The following is a 15496-nucleotide window of genomic DNA, read 5'->3' on the forward strand; positions in this document are numbered from 1 at the left end:
TGGAGGTGTGAATTCCGGATCCCCCCTCGTCAAGGTCGTCGCCGCATGGCTCTCGGCCGTGATGATCGTGGCCGTCGGCGTCGGGGTCGCCATCACGCAGGTCAACCAGCGCGTGTTCGGCCCACAGCGGGTCGTCATGGACTACTTCGGGCACCTGCAGGCCGGCGAGGGCGCGCTCGCGCTCGGGATGCTCGGCACCGGCTCGCCGGACGGCAACGCCCTGCTCGTGGACGGCGACGGGCTCCGCGCCGCGACGTCCGCGATCGAGGACTTCGAGGTCGAATCGCTCGAGCGCGCCGCGGGCGGCGACGCGACCGTGACCACGGCCTACTCCGTGGACGGCCGGCGCTACCAGACGCAGTTCCGCCTCGAGCACGCCGGGACGGAATGGCTCTTCTTCGACCGGTGGCGGCTCGTCTCCCCCGGCCCCCAGGTCCTGCGCGTCACCGCCGACACCACCAATGAGTTCACGGTCAACGGCCTCGCCTCCCCGCTCGCCGACGGCGCCCAGGACCTCCCCGTCCTGCTGCCCGCCGTCGTCACCGCCAGCTACGAGGAGAAGTACTTCGAGGCCGCGGAGGAACGCCGGATCGTGAACTCGCCGTCGGGCGTGCGGACGCCCCTCGGCCTCGTCACGCGCCCCACGCAGGCGCTCACGGACGACATCTCGGCCGAGCTCAAGGCCTATCTGGACCGCTGCGCCGAGCAGCAGGTGCTCAAGCCGGCGGCCTGCCCGCTCAGCTACGACACGAACGCGCGCGTCGAGGCCTCCACGATCAACTGGGACATCGTGGGCTATCCCAAGGTCGAGGTCGCGGCGCACGAGGGCGGCTGGGTGCTGAACCCGCTCGAGGTCGGCACGCGCATCACGCTCGTCGAGCAGGACCTCATGACGGGCCTCAAGGAGGAGCGCAGCGTGGAGGCCGGATTCGGCTTCACGGCGTCGTTGTCCGTGGGGACTGATTCCCTGCGGGTCGTCCCGCAGCCGGTCGACCAGTAGCCGGTCGCCCCTCGGCCGATCCGTCCACGGGGGACGTCCCCGCGGGACCGGGCCCCGGCGTCGTCCGCATCCTCCGGCGCACCAGGACGAGCGCCCAGATCCCGGCGACGAGCGCGATCCCGCCGCCGACGCCGACGGACCAGCGCGCCCCGAACGTCTCCCCGACCCACCCCACGAGCGGAGCCCCGATGGGCGTCCCGCCCTGGATGACGGCCATGTAGAGGGCCAGGACGCGCCCCCGGAACCGCGGCTCGACCGAGAGCTGGATCGAGGTGTTGCAGCTGTTGAGGAACGTCAGCGAGGCCAGGCCGACCGGGATCAGCAGGGCGGCGTACCACCAGAACGAAGGCATGAGGCTCGCGGCGATCGTGAAGACGCCGAAGAGGACCGCCCCGCCGAGCAGGTAGCGCAGGCGGAAGCGTCCGCGGCGGGCCGCCCACAGGGCCCCGGCCAGGGTGCCGACGGCCATCACGGTGCCGAGCAGGCCGTAGGCCTCGGGTCCCTCGCGGAACACTTCCGTGGCCATCATGGCGTTGGTGAGCTGGAAGTTCAGTCCGAACGTGCCGATGATGCCCGCGAGGACGAGGATCATCACGAGGTCGGGGCGGCCCTTGACGTAGCGGACGCCCTCGAGGATCTGGTGCCGTCCCCGCGGTGCCCGGGCCGAGGGGCGCAGCGCCGCGACGTCCATGCGGCCGATCGCGAGCAGGACCGCTGCGAAGCTCGCGGCGTTGACGAGGAACGCGGGGGCCGTGCCGATCCAGGCGATGACGAGTCCCGCGACGCCGGGGCCGGCCAGACGGGCGAGGTTGAAGGAGGCGCTGTTGAGGGCGACGGCGTTGGGCAGCTGGCCCGCGTCGACCACTTCGGAGACGAACGCCTGGCGGGCCGGGGCGTCGAACGCGCTGGCCAGGCCGAGGGCCGTGGCGATGGCGTAGACGTGCCAGAGCTCCGCCGTGCCCGTGAGCACGAGCAGGCCCAGGACCAGGGCGCACAGGCCCATCGCCGTCTGGGTAGCCATGAGCAACCGGCGCTTGTCGTGCCGGTCGGCGATGAGCCCGGCGTAGGGGCCGAGCAGGAGGATGGGCAGGAACTGCAGGCCGGTCGTGATGCCGACGGCGGTCCCGGAGTGGTCCGTCAGGACCGTGAGCACGAGCCAGTCCTGGGCGACGCGCTGCATCCACGTGCCGATGTTGGAGACCAGGGCACCCGTGGCCCAGAGGCGGTAGTTGGGCACGGCGAGGGAGCTGAACATGCTGCTCACTGGGCGCTCATCCCCTGCAGGAGCGCGGCGGCGCGGGCCAGGACGGCGCGGTCCCCGTCGTCGAGCTCGTCGACGCGCCGGTGCAGCCAGGCGGCGCGCTGTCGGCGCGCCCGGTCGAGCACCTCACGGCCGGCCTCGGTGAGGGCGGCGAGGACCGGGACTATCTCATTAACGGTGTATCCGGCGGTTTCTTTTAGTAGCTTTCAGCGGCCGGGAATCGGTCGCTGAAAGTGATGGCGAAGGCGTTCAAAGCGGGCTTCCAACGCACGGCCCATCGGGTCTTGCCGGCACCGGTCGGATCGAGGGATCGGGTGACCAGATACAGGCACTTTAGCGCAGCCTGCTCGGTGGGGAAATGACCCCGGGCCTTCACGGCGCGCCGGTACCTGGCGTTGAGGGATTCGATCGCATTGGTCGAGCAGATCACGCGCCGGATTTCCACGTCATAGTCCAGGAACGGGATGAACTCCTCCCACGCGTTCTCCCACAGCCGCACGATGGCCCCGTATTTCTTGCCCCAGCGCTCGGTGAGCTCCTCGAACGCCGCCCTGGCGGCCGCAGCGTTCACGGCGGTGTAGATGGGCTTCACGTCCCGTTTGAGCGCGTCCCAGTCCTTCTTCGAGGCCAGGCGGAAGGTATTGCGGATCAGGTGGATGATGCAGGTCTGCACGGTTGTCAGCGGCCAGACGTTGGTGACGACTTCGGGCAGGCCTTTGAGGCCGTCGCAGACCAGGAAGAAGGTGTCTTTCACGCCGCGGTTCTTGATGTCGGTGAGCACGCTCATCCAGAACTTCGCGCCCTCACCGCCGGTGCCGGCCCACAGGCCGAGGATGTCCTTCTCACCCTCCAGCGTCACGCCGATCGCGGCGTAGACGGGCCGGTTGGCGACCTGCCCGTCGCGGACCTTGACGACGATGGCGTCGATGAAGATCGCCGCGTAGACCTCATCCAGCGGCCGGTTTTGCCACGCGGCCATCTCGTCGAGCACCCTGTCGGTGATCCGCGAGACGGTCTCCTTTGACACGGACGCACCGTAGATCTCGGCGAAGTGCGCGCTGATTTCCCCGGTGGTCAGGCCCTTGGCATAGAGCGACAGGACCATCTCATCGACACCGGTCAGGCGGCGCTGACGCTTCTTGACGATGACCGGTGAGAAGGTCCCTTCCCGGTCCCGCGGCACGTCCACCTCCACCGGGCCCGTGGTCTCCGTCAGCACCGTTTTTGGGCGCACGCCGTTGCGGGAATTCGCGGTCTGCTTCCCTGCCGTATCGTGCTTTTCATATCCGAGATGCTCGGTCATTTCCTCATCGAGCGCGGTCTCGATCACGGTCTTGGTCAGCTGCTTGAGCAGACCGTCCGGCCCGGTCAGGGACAGGCCCTGTTCCTTCGCCATTCTGACCAGCTCGCGCGCAGCGTCGCCCTCGGATACTTCTGTCTTCTTTTCAGCGGTTTTCGTACTCGGCACAGCCTCAAGTGTTGCGGCCATATCGGGCTCCTCCCCGCCAGGCTTACCGCCCGGCGTGTCGAGCCGGATACACCGTTATTTCCACAGTCCCCGGCAAGGCGCGCCGGGCGGTCCCATGACTGGCGATCCAGGTGGTCCCATGCAACTGGCAGAAAACCGCTCAGACCGGTCCCATGCTCATGGCAGGCGACAGTCCCCAACCTCGCACGGCGACGAGGCGGTTCGCCAGCAGAGTTCCGCCACCGGAACCTACGGCGTGTCGGGTGGCGGCTCTCGCCGTAGCGCCGCCATGCGGCGGCAAGTTCGAGGTCTTTTCCAGCTCCCCGCGAGTGAGTTCACCGGCCTCGTCGACTTGACTCGCGCCGAGAAGTCCGGTTGATGGCGGGCAGTCATCGGCTTATGTCCCATTCCACGTATAGGGAGACCTGATAGATGGAAGCCCTCACGTCCAGTCTCTCGATTATTGGAGCCACTTTTCGCCGGTCTCGTTGACCGTGTCTATCTGGGGCTCCTATGATCCTATGGTCCCGCATGTGGAGGCGTCGAGGGTGACGCCAACAAATAGGAGGTCTAGTGGTTCCGAGTCCAATGGTGGCCGAGGTCGAAAGTCCAGACGTTCTGATTATCGGAGCAGGTGTCGTCGGCACTTCGATCGCGATGGCGCTGTCCCACCTCGACGTGGACGTCGCCGTAGTCGAGCGTAGGCACGATGTCGGGGAGGAGGCGTCCCGGGCGAACAGCGGCATCGCGAACTGCGGCTGGTCGATGAGGCCCGGAAGCCTGGAAGCAGAACTCGTGCAGGCGTCGAGTGGTCGATGGGAGGACCTGTCCACGCGCTTGGGCGTCAAATTCCGTCGAGTCGGACTGACGCTTCTTGCCTTCACGAAGGATGAGGCCCAGCAGATCCCGCTGCTCGCCGACCGTGCCTCGAGCAACGGCGTTGCTGCTGAGATTGTGGAGGGTGCCGCGCTGGAAACAGTTGCTCCGCATGCATCGCCCGACGCAATGATCGGCTTGTTTGTTCCCGACGAGGGTGTCGTCGACTCGGTGCGACTGCCCGTCGCGTACGCCGAGTTGGCTGAGCGGAACGGTGTTCGCTTCTACCTCGGCGAGGCGGTCATCGGGTCTTCACGTAGCGGCGATCACGTCAGTGAGGTCGTCACAACGAAACGCCGCTTCCGACCTCGATTCGTTGTTAACGCAGCCGGTGTGGGGGCCGATCAGGTTTCGGATGCACTAGAAGGTGAGAACTTTTCCGTCACCGCCCGTCGCGGACAGTGGGTTCTCCTTGACAGGGAATTCGGGAAGTCTGTTCCATCGATTCTGACCGGGGTGCCGACCAATCTGGGTCATGGGCCGATGGTGATCCCTACGGCGCATGGCTCCGTACTTGTGGGTCCGGATGCAGAAGATCTCGAGCGAAAAGACGATAGGTCTACGACTATCGCCGGAATAGCTGACGTGGTAGCTCGTTGCCAGCGATTGATGCCAGCAATCGACACTACGTTCGCGATCAAGACCTTCGCCGGACTACGTCCGCATAGTGATCCGACGTATCGAGTGGGATGGTCGGATAAGAGCAGCAACCTGCTTCAAGTCGCAGGTATTCGCTCGACCGGCGTGTCTTCGTCGCCGGCGATGGGTGAGCATATTCGCGACGTGCTGATTTCCGCGGGCCTGAGTTCGCTCCCACGAACGGGTGCTCGGGACAGCTTGGACTACGCCCGGCCCCTCTGGTGGGACGGCGATGGTGAACGCAGCGCGCAGGATCCGCTCGGCCGAACGGTGATTTGCGCGTGCGAAAAGGTCACAGCGCGAGATATTCACCAGGCGCTGCAGGACCCGCTTCCGGCCACGTCCATCGGCGGGGTCGCACGGCGTACGCACGCGACCTGGGGGCGTTGTCAGGGCTCGGCCTGCCTGTCAGGCGTCGCATTCATCACATCGCTATATACAGGTGGTGCGGCATGGGAAACACCAATGCATGAGCCCGGCTCCTCGATTGGCGTGGGGGAGACAAGTCGTGCGTGAGGTTGTCGTTGTCGGCTCGGGTCAGTCGGGACTGCTCGTCGCCCGGAAACTTGCAGCGGCGGGAGTAGGAGTCACGTGCGTCGAGCGCTTGCCCGAACCTGGTGGGCAAGAGCCCGAACCGGAAACGCGCCGCATGGCACAAGCCGCGGGTCGCGCAGGTGTGAAATGGCTGCTCGGCACTCTTGCCTTTGAATACCGGGACAGGTCGGTCCGGACCCTAGGAGTCAACGGCGCCCGAACATTGGCCGCAGAAGCGCTAGTGCTTGCCACGGGGAGCCGGCCCGCCACGAGGGCTGAACTCGGAATAGCGGGTGACCGCGGCGCAGGTGTGCTCCCGGGATCGGTGGTGCACCACTACCTCGACTCCGGCGTGCTCCCGGGTAGATATCCCGTCGTGGTGGGCGATGGTCAACTAGCTGCGACGTTGTGCAGTCAACTCCTGCGTTCTGGTGCCGCGCACGTGACATCAATCAGATCAAAGCCGGGCGAAGCGTCTGCGTTCCCTGGAACGCTGACGCACTGGAATTCCGTGCTCGAGGCGGTTGAAGGATTCCCGCGAACGGCTACGGCGATCGTTCGCCAGGCTGGAGAGTCGATCCGAATCCCGACGGACGCCGTAGTCCTCGCTGCCAGACGAATTCCCATGCGCAACGTTGAGAACGCCGTTGGCCCGAGTCGCGCGGTGATCGACTGCTTCAGTTCGGCGGATCCCAAGAGCGTCGAAGACGCGGAGGCCACAGCCGACGCAGCATTCCATCGCGTGCTGGCCGAACTTCAGTAAGAACATCTAAACGTCAGGAGACGAAATGCAAGTACTTTCTCCAGTTGGAAAGTTTCACGTTGGCATGGATGGTGTGCGTTTCAGAGGTTGGCAGCCGGTAGTCGACGTCTCAATGGGGGCATGGCGCTCCGAGGCAACACTGGATCGCAAGGATGTCGCCTATGTGGTGGCAGTAGTCGGAGTGCTGATCGGCGTTTTCGGGCTTGGACGACTGACGTCCCGAGGAATTCGGGCATAGGGGCATACCAATGGCGATTTCGACTCTGCGGCCCTTGCTCGAAAGAGCATCGGATGAGCGCTACGGCGTTCTGGCTATCAACATCGTGAACGAGCTCACCCTACGAGCGGTCATTGAGGCCGCCGAACTACGGCGTTCTCCCGTGATCGTGCAAACGTCCGTCAAGACCGTAAAGGCCCACGGCGTAAGAGAGACACTGTCCGCATTTCGTCATGCGGCAGAGAAATCCACAGTGCCCGTGGTGCTCCATCTCGATCACTGCACCGATCGAGAGGTGCTAAGCGCATGCCTCGATGCCGGTTGGAACTCGGTCCTCTTCGACGGGTCCGGTCTTTCTCTGGCGGAGGTCACACGCCAGACCATCGAGGTGGTGCAGGAAGCGCGCCGTCTTGGGGCGGACGTAGAGGGTGAGATCGAGGGGATCCAAGGGGTTGAGGACGGAGTTGGCAGTGACGACGCCCCCACCCTGTACCCCCTTGAACAAGCGGTGGAGTTCATTCAAACCACAGGTGTCGACTGCTTTGCGCCGGCGATCGGCAACGCGCACGGCAACTATCCGGAACTGCCCAGGCTCGACACGGAACGTGTAAGGGCGCTGGTGGGTGCTACGGGCAAGCCGATGGCCCTCCACGGAGGAAGTGGCCTTAGTGACGAGCAGTTCAACGAACTCATCGGCCTTGGCTGCTCGAAGGTGAACATCTCGACGGCACTCAAAGCCGCCTACATCGACGCTCACCGAGAGTTCATATGCGAACGGGAGCCAGATTATGAGCCCCTCAATCTGATGCGATATGTCGCCGACCGTGTCCGTGATGTCGCAGTAAACTACATCGACGTTTTCGGGAGTGCAGGTAAAGCAGAATGAACAGCCTAATATACGACTGCGACGGAGTGCTCGCGGAGACGGAAAGAGACGGACACCTCCGGGCATTCAATAAGATGTTCAAGGAAGTGGGGCTCCCCGTCGAGTGGACCGAGCGCGACTACGCCGACGTCCTGCAAATCGCCGGGGGCAAGGAGCGTCTCCGTTCCCTGTGCACTCCCGAGTTCATCGTCGAGAACAAACTTCCGATGGATTCTAGTCAATTAGACGCGGAGATCGCAAACTGGCACAGGGTCAAGACGAGAATCTTCCTGGAGATTGCAGCAGGCGATGGTATGCCGGCACGTCGCGGCGTCCGACGACTGGCGGAGGAGGCACTCGCGCGCGACTGGCGAATCGGTGTCGCCTCCACATCCTCACTTGAGGCTGTGCGAGCCATAGCACTGAAGTCGCTAGGCCCAAACATCGTTCGGGAAGCCGTTATCGTCGCGGGCGACATGGTGCCCAGGAAAAAGCCAGCGCCCGACGTTTACCTGAGTGCGATGGCCGCGCTAGGTGCAGCACCCGAAAACTCTGTCGCGGTGGAGGACTCTCGTATTGGAGTGACCGCTGCGTCCGCCGCCGGCATGGCAGTAATCGCGACGATAAGCCACTTCACCCGCGACGAAGACCTCAGCGTGGCGCAAATAGTCACCGACGAACTCGGTGAGCCCGGCGGAAGACCGCTCAAGATCCGAAGTAACGAAACGGGTCTGCCGGTGGAGGACCACATCTCGATCGATCACGCCGTCGCGTGCATCGAGGCACACGCCACGCTGCTACCGACGCAGCTCTAGCGGAAGGGCGCAGGACATGGAGATCATTAGCGACCTCGTCATCTACGTCATGATGGCGTTCGTGCTTATCGGCGCGATCGCCGCCATCAAGGACGATCAGAGCGGCCTGGGAAAAGAGTTCCTTCAGGGCATCCACTCCATCGGCTACCTCTTTATTCCGGTGGCGGGTGTGATGGCGGCACTGCCGTATCTCAGCACCTTCATCGAGAACGTCCTGGGGCCGGTGTGGTCGCTCCTGGGATCCGACCCCGCGATGGCCGCCACGACGTTTATCGCCAGTGACATGGGGGGCTATCAGCTCGCGGAGGCTACAGCGAGCACCACCGGTGACTGGATCACCGCCATGGTGACCGGTTTCATGGCAGGTGCCACGATCGTGTTCAGCATCCCCGTCGGATTGGCAATGTTGGCCCGTCGTGACCACAAGTACATGGCGCTAGGAATCATGTCTGGGATCTTGACGATTCCCGTCGGCGTCTTCATCACGATGATGATCGTCCTGGCGACAGGGGCAAAGATTAGAGGCGACGTAAACACGAGCGGACCTTCGGACACAGCAGTTGCTGGCCTCGATGTGGGCTCCCTAATCGGGAACATGGTGCCGCTAGTGATCATCGTGCTCGCGATCGCCTGCGGACTGAAGTTTCTCCCTGACCTCATGATCAAGCTCTTCATGGGGTTCGGCCGGTTCATCGACGCGGCGGTAAAGGTGCTCCTAGCGATCTCTATCGTGGAGTACTTCACTGGGGTCTTCTCGACGGTCTTCGGTTCGTGGGGATTTGGGGCGATCATCGCCACCCCGGAGGACCAGTTCCGGCCCCTCGAGGTCGCGGGTTACGTCGGCATCATGCTCGCAGGGGCATTCCCGATGGTGTACGCAATCCAGAAGTACTTGTCCAAGCCGCTGGCCGCGATCGGCTCACGCTTCGGCATCAGCGAGACCGGCATGGCCGGAATTCTGGGCGGCAGCGCCAACATCCTGGCGCTCTTCCACCTGATCCGGCAGATGCCGGCAAAGGACAAGGTCATGGCCATCGCCTTTGCGACGACAGGTGCCTTCCTGCTCGGTGACCACCTCTCGTTTACAGCGAACTTCCAGCCAACCTTGATCATGCCCGTTCTGGTCGGGAAGCTCATCGCGGCAGTACTAGCCATGATCGTCGCGTACTTCATCGCGGTGCCCACCGCGAAGCGCCTTGAGCAGGCCGAAGCGCGTATGTCGAACGAGACACCCGCGCAGGGGCCTGTCGATGTGGCGCTAGCCGTCCCGTACGCAGAGGGCTTGGCAAAGAGCAGAGAGTCGGTGGAATAGTGTCGATTCAGCAGCGCGTTCACCCGCCAAGCGTCGAATCAGCAATGACGTCGCTGTTCCCCGGAGCGTCGTGGAATGCGGAACCGCTCGACGGCGGGATGACTAACCGCAACTATCGGGTGGACGTACTCCTCGAGGACTCGTCTACGAAGACGTTCGTCGTGCAGGAGCAACTGCCTGGGGAACTGGCAAAGCGGGTCGGAATCAAGCGCGAGAACCAATTCCAAGCACTGAAGCAGGTCGCTGGGCTCGGCCTGGCTCCCGAGGTGGTATTCCATGACCCCGTAGCGGGCACCGTCGTCGTCGAGTACGTCCACGGAAAGTTGATCCGGGAAGTGGATGACCGCAGAACTGCGATTACCCATGTCGCTCGACTGCTTTCAGCGTTCCATGGGGCGACCCGAGGTGCCACCCTTGAAGGATTCGTGTCGGACCCGTACCACGGAACGCTTTGGCTTTATGACCAGGTCCAGCGATCTGCTCCCGGCTTGGCGGCCGAGTTTCGATGGGCGATCGAGGTGGTTGAGCGCATCAGGCGCTCTCGAGGCAGCTATGAACGCTCTCTTTGCCACGCGGACGTGTCAGACGGAAACGTGATCATCACGCCCCAGCGCGCAGTGCTTATTGACTGGGAGTATGTGGGGGCCGGAGACCCGTACTATGACTTGGCCGATTTCGCTGAAAAGGCACAGCTGAGCGAATCAGAAGAACATGCGTTGGTGGCCGAGTACGACGGCGGAGTCGAGAGTGGCAGCATGGCGCTAGTTAGGGTTTATCGCTTCGTCAGCATGCTTAGAGAGGGCCTTTGGTCAGTTCAAGCGGGAAGCACGGGCTTCATCGACTTCGACCACGCCAGTTACGCCGATGAATGCCTGTCGAGGATGACGGCGATCGCTGAGAACCCTACCTTCGGTGACTATGTCGCAGCGATTCACACCAGCACGATTGGAGCTGCAAGATAGCCCCGCGCGGCGGTGGCTTGCGAGCTCCCTAATCCGCAAATAGTTCCCGACTTGCTCGAATGGAGCGCGAAGTGTTCTCACTTGAAAACAAGGTGGCTGTCGTGACGGGAGGGGCGTCCGGTATCGGACGCGGAATCAGTGAAGTGCTCGCCCGTGCCGGTGCAACGGTTGTGATCGCAGACGTGTCTGACGACAAGGGCCGCGCTACAGCCAACGATATCGGGGGCGCTTTCGAGCATCTAGATGTCACGTCCGCACGTGAATGTCGGGAGGCGGTTGAGAACGTTGTGCAGCGATTCGGCAGGCTGGACATTCTATGCTCGAACACAGGCATCTACCCGCAGGCGCGACTCGACGACATTACCGAAGAAGAATGGGACAGGATGCATCAGGTCAACCTCAAGGGGACGTTCCTGATGGTCCAGGCTGTGCTTCCACAAATGCGCACGCGCAAGTCGGGGCGCATAGTCATTACGTCCTCCATCACGGGCTCCGTCACCGGATATCCGGGTTGGTCGCATTATGGAGCGAGCAAGGCGGGGCAGCAAGGATTCATGCGGAGTGCCGCACTGGAATGTGCGACCGACGGCATCACGATCAATGCTGTTCTCCCCGGTAACGTCCTCACCGAAGGCTTGCAGCGACAAGGGGAAGCATACCTGGAGCAGATGGCCCGGAGCGTCCCCATGCGTGAGTTGGGCCGGCCGGCAGACATCGGGCACGCCGTCACTTTCCTCGCGTCGGAGGAGGCTCGTTACATTACGGGTCAGACCCTCGTGGTTGACGGCGGGCAGATCCTTCCGGAATCGCCAGAGGCTCTGCTCGGATCCTGAGTGTCGAGATAACCGGCTCGAGACGTGGCAATGCTTGCCGCACGGCAGCGCCAAGCATTGCCACGCTATCGGGGTGTATCTATCAGCTCGGTGCGTGAAAGGTGTGCGCGGAGGATCGATTCGAAGTACTGCTCAGCGGGACTGACCGTCGACCGCGAAAGGCGGATAAGACTAACCTGCCGAGGGGATTGCGGAACGCCCGCCACTTGGAACGACACAACTTCGCCGCGCCGCCGCTCATCGGCGATCGTGTGCGTGGAGACAAAACCTACGCCGCTGCCTCTTCTCACAGCTCGTTTCAGTGCATCGACGGACCCGAGTTCCCAGACTCTGCGAAACCGATAGTCGCTGCCGTCAAGCAGGTGGAGAGCGTACTCACGTGTGCTTGAACCAGCTTCTTGAACCAAGAGCGTAAGGCCGTCCAGAGCTGACGCCGAGATTCTCGCGGTGGAGGAGAGTTCCAGCAATTGAGGACCAACGATGCCAACGATCTCGTCTGGGCCGACTGGGACGCGTTTGAGTCGATCGTCAGGAATGTCACCGCACGTGACGGCGCACGTCACTCGCCCTGAGAGCAGCCATTGGTGGACCTGGGCAGTTGAGCCCACTGAGACCTCGACGGCAACGTCCGGAGAGTGTCGTTGGAAGCGCTCGAGAACGTCCGGCACGATGTACGTGCCAGGCACGGAAGAAGCCCCCAGTCTTAAGATGCCGGTCCTTAGGCCGGCACGAGCCGCCAGCGCCGACTCGCCCGCCATAAGATTGGCCAGAGCTTGCGCGGCGTAGGCCGCAAGCAGTTGACCGGCGGTCGTCAGCTTGAGTGAGCGACCATGTCTAGCAACAACCGGTTCACCAGCTGCGAGATTGATCCGTCTGATGTGCTCGCTTGCGCTGGGTTGACTCAAGCCTACTGCGGCCGCCGCTTGAGAGAGATTCTCGGAACGCTCAAGCTCCACCAAGAGGCGCAGACGGGTGGAATTCCAGGTATCAAGTAGCGAAGGCACTGAGCGTTCCTCCGTCGGTAGCTGTCGGGCGCCTTCTACACCCGAACGGGCGATGCTCGCAGCTTGCATCGTACTGTGGCTGGAGCGGGCGGCGGTCGCAGTCGGGGCGGCCGTGCTTACTGGGTCTTCGCAATGAATCGAGACCCCACCACGCCCTGATCATCGGCCGAGTGCTTCGCCGTCATTGGATCGTTCGTGGTCGCCGACGCAGACGCGCCGCGGGAGCCTGGAGGCCCTGCGTCGACCGGAGGTGTGCACGTCGTCGTGTCGTAGGTGCGGTCGCCCATTACACCTGAAGCCACAGAGCCGGTCGTTGCCTATGGGGCGATTCCGTAGTCGGGCGCCTCGTCCCACGCGGACGGCCTCAGATTCTTGCAGGAACAAGACGCCAACGGCGTTGCAGAATCGCTCTCAGGAGGCTGTGTTCTTGCAGGAACAGCGCATTCTCGGCATCGACGCCCGCTGCGTGAGCCTCCTTGACGACTTCCGTCGTCTCACGCTCTGCGTCAGCAAGATCACGGTCAGAAGCATCGAAGAGAACCGATGACCACCCGGCGGCAATGACGTCAGAGAGGACAGAACGGTCCGGGCAGTGATCCAAGTGGAGCGCGACCGGCACGGATGTGTGCCGCGTGAGCGCCTGGAAAAGGCTCGTGATGAAAGCGGTCCCCGAGGTGCGAACAGTCTTTGTCGAGATCTGGACAATCAGAGGCGAGTCCTTCTCCTCCGCTGCGGCGATGACCGCGCGCATGCTGATCTCGTCGAAGACGTTCACAGCGGGAACCGCGTATCCGTGCTTCCGCGCTCCCGTCGTGAGACGACGAGTTGATACGGCCATAGTCCGATCTCACTTCCTTGTGTCAGGCTCTGCCTCAGCGAGCTCCGGCCAGAACATCTTTCGTTCCGGTCCTTTTAGTCGAGAGTACATGGCTATACAACTCTATACAAGACGGACTAGGTAAGATCATGTGGAAAGTTTTGGAGGCATAAAGATGACGGACGTGATTGAGCGCGACTCAGCGACACCGATCTATCAGCAGCTCGAGGACATCTTTCACGCGAAGATCGCCAGTGGTGAGTGGGCACCCGAGCACCGCATCCCGTCGGAGAACGAGCTGAACCGGGAGTACAGCCTGAGCCGCATGACGATTCGTCCGAGCACTTCGAGCTGCTCACGGATTCCTTTGTATACAGGAGAGACCGCGTTGATCTTTTGCGGGGCGACGAACGTGCCCTTGCCGGCAACGCGGATGAGCAGACCATCACCCGCCAGTTTGTTTGGTTGGGTCCCCGGGTAGGAGTCCGGTGACTGTGTGAGTTTCGCATCCGATAATGGGTGCAGGAGGAAATTCACAGATTATGGCACGTAGGCATACCCCGGATCAGGTCGTCGCGAAGGTCCGGCAGGGGCAGAAGATGCTCAATGACGGCAAGCCGATGATCGAGGTCATCAAGGAGCTGCAGGTCACCGAGGCAACCTGGTATCGGTGGCTGCAGCAGTACGGTTCCGAGCAGAACGCAGCCCAAACCAAAGCGGTCAAGGACTTGGAGAAGGAAAACGCCCGGCTGAAGCGGTTGCTGGCCGAGAAGGAACTGGCCATCGACATCCTGAACGAGGTGGCTAAGGGAAAATTCTGAGCCCCGAACCTCGCCGCCGGGCAGTGCGCATGGCGGTGGAGAAATTCGGGGCGTCCGAGAGATTCGCGTGCAAGGTGCTGGGGCAGAACCGTTCCGCGCTGCGCAAGTCACGCCCAGCGGTCAGCTTTGAGGAAGCCCGGCTACGCGCGGCGTTGCGGGCCATCGCCGGGGAGCATCCGGCGTGGGGGTGGCGGAAGGCCCGCTGGCGCCTGCTGGCCCAGCCGGAGTGGGCTGGCGTGGTGCTCAACGCTAAGCGGGTGCGCCGGCTCTGGCGGGCCGAGGGACTGACGTGCAAGCCGAAGGCGCGTAAGCGTCGCCGCACCGGGCCCGGCGCCGGGGAGCAGAAGCGGCTGAAGGCCGAATACCCGATGCACGTGATCAGCTTCGACTTCCAATCCGATGTGACCTCCTGTGGGCGGCATGTCCGGTTCTTCAACGTCATTGACGAGTACACCCGCACCGCCCTGGCGATCGTTCCGCGCAGGTCCTTCACCGCCACCGATGTGGTCGCCGTCCTGGAGGACATCATCGCCGAAACCGGTGTCACGCCAACCTATGTGCGCTCCGATAACGGGCCGGAATTCACCGCCGCAGCGCTGGTCAACTGGTGCGCCACTGCCGGGGTAGATACGGCGTTCATCGACCCGGGATCCCCGTGGCAGAACGGGTTCGCCGAATCATTCAACGCCCAATTCAGAAGGGAACAACTCACTGGGGAAATCATCGACACCATGGCCGAAGCGAAGTACTTGGCCGACGAGTGGAAGGACATCTACAATCATGAACGGCCCCACGGATCCCTCGACGGCATGACGCCGAAACAATACTGGGACACCTGGACGCAGAAAAATCAACTAGCTATCGCATAGCCACTGGACTGCTAACCGGGACCCAATCAGGGGGGCCTCCCAGTCCCGCCGACGGCCGTTCGTAGGGGGTGGATGGAGTCGACTGCACAGCGAATAGGAGTGCATTCAGTGGTTGTACTTGGGAGACTGCAACGCGATAAGGCTCTCGATTACCGGACTGCATTGGCAAAAGGGGCGCCAACCGTAAGCTCTCACTTAGAGCGCTGGAGTCACTCCCACTGACTCCCAAGTGACTTTGAGAGCACCCCTGAAACTGACACTCCCCAGGCTTGTCAGTCAGTACATTGGCAATAAGGAGCGCTCCGGACCTCCCCAGGTTTTGGCACACGCAGATATGCCCCGGAGCGCTTCTTACTGCCAATGTTCTAATGGGCATTCCAAGTGAGATTAGTTCGCCCTGACTTTGGCGGCTTCCACTGACCGGCACCGGCAGACGGTTA

At 62.9% G+C, this 15496-nt stretch carries 15 protein-coding genes; 10 read left to right on the forward strand and 5 right to left on the reverse strand.

What is annotated here, in order from left to right:
• The first annotated feature begins 7 nt into the window (after positions 1–7).
• Positions 8–1000, forward strand: a complete 993-nt coding sequence (locus AC0QR5_RS09780; RefSeq protein WP_329863358.1) for a hypothetical protein — start codon at positions 8–10, stop codon at positions 998–1000.
• Here AC0QR5_RS09780 and AC0QR5_RS09785 read toward each other — a convergent pair.
• The 3 genes from AC0QR5_RS09785 to AC0QR5_RS09795 form a co-directional block, all read right to left on the reverse strand.
• Positions 936–2255, reverse strand: a complete 1320-nt coding sequence (locus tag AC0QR5_RS09785; RefSeq protein WP_329863360.1) for an MFS transporter — start codon at positions 2253–2255, stop codon at positions 936–938. The two genes, AC0QR5_RS09780 and AC0QR5_RS09785, sit on opposite strands and share 65 nt — an antisense overlap.
• A gap of 5 nt (positions 2256–2260) precedes the next feature.
• Positions 2261–2386, reverse strand: coding sequence for a hypothetical protein (locus AC0QR5_RS09790; RefSeq protein ID WP_329863359.1), 126 nt, complete (start codon positions 2384–2386; stop codon positions 2261–2263).
• A 71-nt stretch (positions 2387–2457) separates the two neighbouring features.
• Positions 2458–3750, reverse strand: coding sequence for an IS256 family transposase (locus AC0QR5_RS09795; RefSeq protein ID WP_400588025.1), 1293 nt, complete (start codon positions 3748–3750; stop codon positions 2458–2460).
• 570 nt (positions 3751–4320) lie between these two features.
• Between AC0QR5_RS09795 and AC0QR5_RS09800 the strand changes: the two genes are divergently transcribed.
• The 7 genes from AC0QR5_RS09800 to fabG all read left to right on the forward strand — a co-directional run bounded on the left by AC0QR5_RS09800 (position 4321) and on the right by fabG (position 11545).
• Positions 4321–5760 (forward strand): FAD-dependent oxidoreductase, encoded by a 1440-nt coding sequence (locus AC0QR5_RS09800; protein ID WP_475372461.1) that lies wholly within the window; start codon positions 4321–4323, stop codon positions 5758–5760.
• Positions 5714–6541: an FAD-dependent oxidoreductase gene (locus AC0QR5_RS09805; protein ID WP_443089723.1), complete on the forward strand. Its 828-nt coding sequence runs from the start codon at positions 5714–5716 to the stop codon at positions 6539–6541. The genes AC0QR5_RS09800 and AC0QR5_RS09805 overlap by 47 nt, the downstream gene beginning before the upstream one ends.
• A 248-nt stretch (positions 6542–6789) precedes the next feature.
• Positions 6790–7644, forward strand: a complete 855-nt coding sequence (locus AC0QR5_RS09810; protein ID WP_329864121.1) for a class II fructose-bisphosphate aldolase — start codon at positions 6790–6792, stop codon at positions 7642–7644.
• Positions 7641–8438, forward strand: a complete 798-nt coding sequence (locus AC0QR5_RS09815; protein ID WP_329864123.1) for an HAD-IA family hydrolase — start codon at positions 7641–7643, stop codon at positions 8436–8438. The genes AC0QR5_RS09810 and AC0QR5_RS09815 overlap by 4 nt, the downstream gene beginning before the upstream one ends.
• 16 nt (positions 8439–8454) lie before the next feature.
• Positions 8455–9750, forward strand: coding sequence for an ethanolamine utilization protein EutH (gene eutH / locus AC0QR5_RS09820; protein WP_329864125.1), 1296 nt, complete (start codon positions 8455–8457; stop codon positions 9748–9750).
• On the forward strand, positions 9750–10712 hold the full coding sequence (locus AC0QR5_RS09825) for a choline/ethanolamine kinase family protein (protein ID WP_329864127.1): 963 nt from the start codon (positions 9750–9752) through the stop codon (positions 10710–10712). Before eutH ends, AC0QR5_RS09825 begins: the two co-directional genes overlap by 1 nt.
• A 71-nt stretch (positions 10713–10783) precedes the next feature.
• Complete coding sequence (fabG, locus tag AC0QR5_RS09830) at positions 10784–11545, forward strand: 3-oxoacyl-ACP reductase FabG (RefSeq protein ID WP_430970773.1); 762 nt, start codon at positions 10784–10786, stop codon at positions 11543–11545.
• A gap of 65 nt (positions 11546–11610) precedes the next feature.
• Here the strand turns inward: fabG and AC0QR5_RS09835 are convergent, their stop codons facing one another.
• Together AC0QR5_RS09835 and AC0QR5_RS09840 are read right to left on the reverse strand one after the other, a co-directional pair.
• Positions 11611–12549, reverse strand: a complete 939-nt coding sequence (locus AC0QR5_RS09835) for a LysR family transcriptional regulator (protein ID WP_329864131.1) — start codon at positions 12547–12549, stop codon at positions 11611–11613.
• A gap of 364 nt (positions 12550–12913) precedes the next feature.
• Positions 12914–13324, reverse strand: coding sequence for a class II fructose-bisphosphate aldolase (locus AC0QR5_RS09840; protein ID WP_475372462.1), 411 nt, complete (start codon positions 13322–13324; stop codon positions 12914–12916).
• A gap of 226 nt (positions 13325–13550) precedes the next feature.
• Here AC0QR5_RS09840 and AC0QR5_RS09845 point away from each other — a divergent pair, with 226 nt between their 5' ends.
• Both AC0QR5_RS09845 and AC0QR5_RS09850 read left to right on the forward strand, forming a co-directional pair.
• Positions 13551–13847 carry a GntR family transcriptional regulator gene (locus AC0QR5_RS09845; protein ID WP_329864134.1) on the forward strand — a complete coding sequence of 99 codons (297 nt, stop codon included), beginning with the start codon at positions 13551–13553 and terminating at the stop codon, positions 13845–13847.
• A 61-nt stretch (positions 13848–13908) separates the two neighbouring features.
• Positions 13909–15056 (forward strand): IS3 family transposase gene (locus AC0QR5_RS09850; protein WP_329863527.1). Its coding sequence is split into 2 segments (ribosomal slippage): positions 13909–14182 and positions 14182–15056, totalling 1149 coding nucleotides; the frame shifts between segments, so codons are not numbered across the junction.
• Positions 15057–15496 lie beyond the last annotated feature (440 nt).

It is taken from the genome of Arthrobacter sp. J156 (genome assembly GCF_056172865.1).

Excerpts from the sequence above, each read along its gene's own strand:
- AC0QR5_RS09810 (WP_329864121.1), top strand. The coding sequence starts at position 6,790 with ATGGCGATTTCGACTCTGCGGCCCTTGCTCGAAAGAGCATCGGATGAG.
- AC0QR5_RS09795 (WP_400588025.1), bottom strand. The coding sequence starts at position 3,750 with ATGGCCGCAACACTTGAGGCTGTGCCGAGTACGAAAACCGCTGAAAAG.
- AC0QR5_RS09805 (WP_443089723.1), top strand. The coding sequence starts at position 5,714 with ATGAGCCCGGCTCCTCGATTGGCGTGGGGGAGACAAGTCGTGCGTGAG.
- AC0QR5_RS09815 (WP_329864123.1), top strand. The coding sequence starts at position 7,641 with ATGAACAGCCTAATATACGACTGCGACGGAGTGCTCGCGGAGACGGAA.
- AC0QR5_RS09785 (WP_329863360.1), bottom strand. The coding sequence starts at position 2,255 with ATGTTCAGCTCCCTCGCCGTGCCCAACTACCGCCTCTGGGCCACGGGT.
- eutH (WP_329864125.1), top strand. The coding sequence starts at position 8,455 with ATGGAGATCATTAGCGACCTCGTCATCTACGTCATGATGGCGTTCGTG.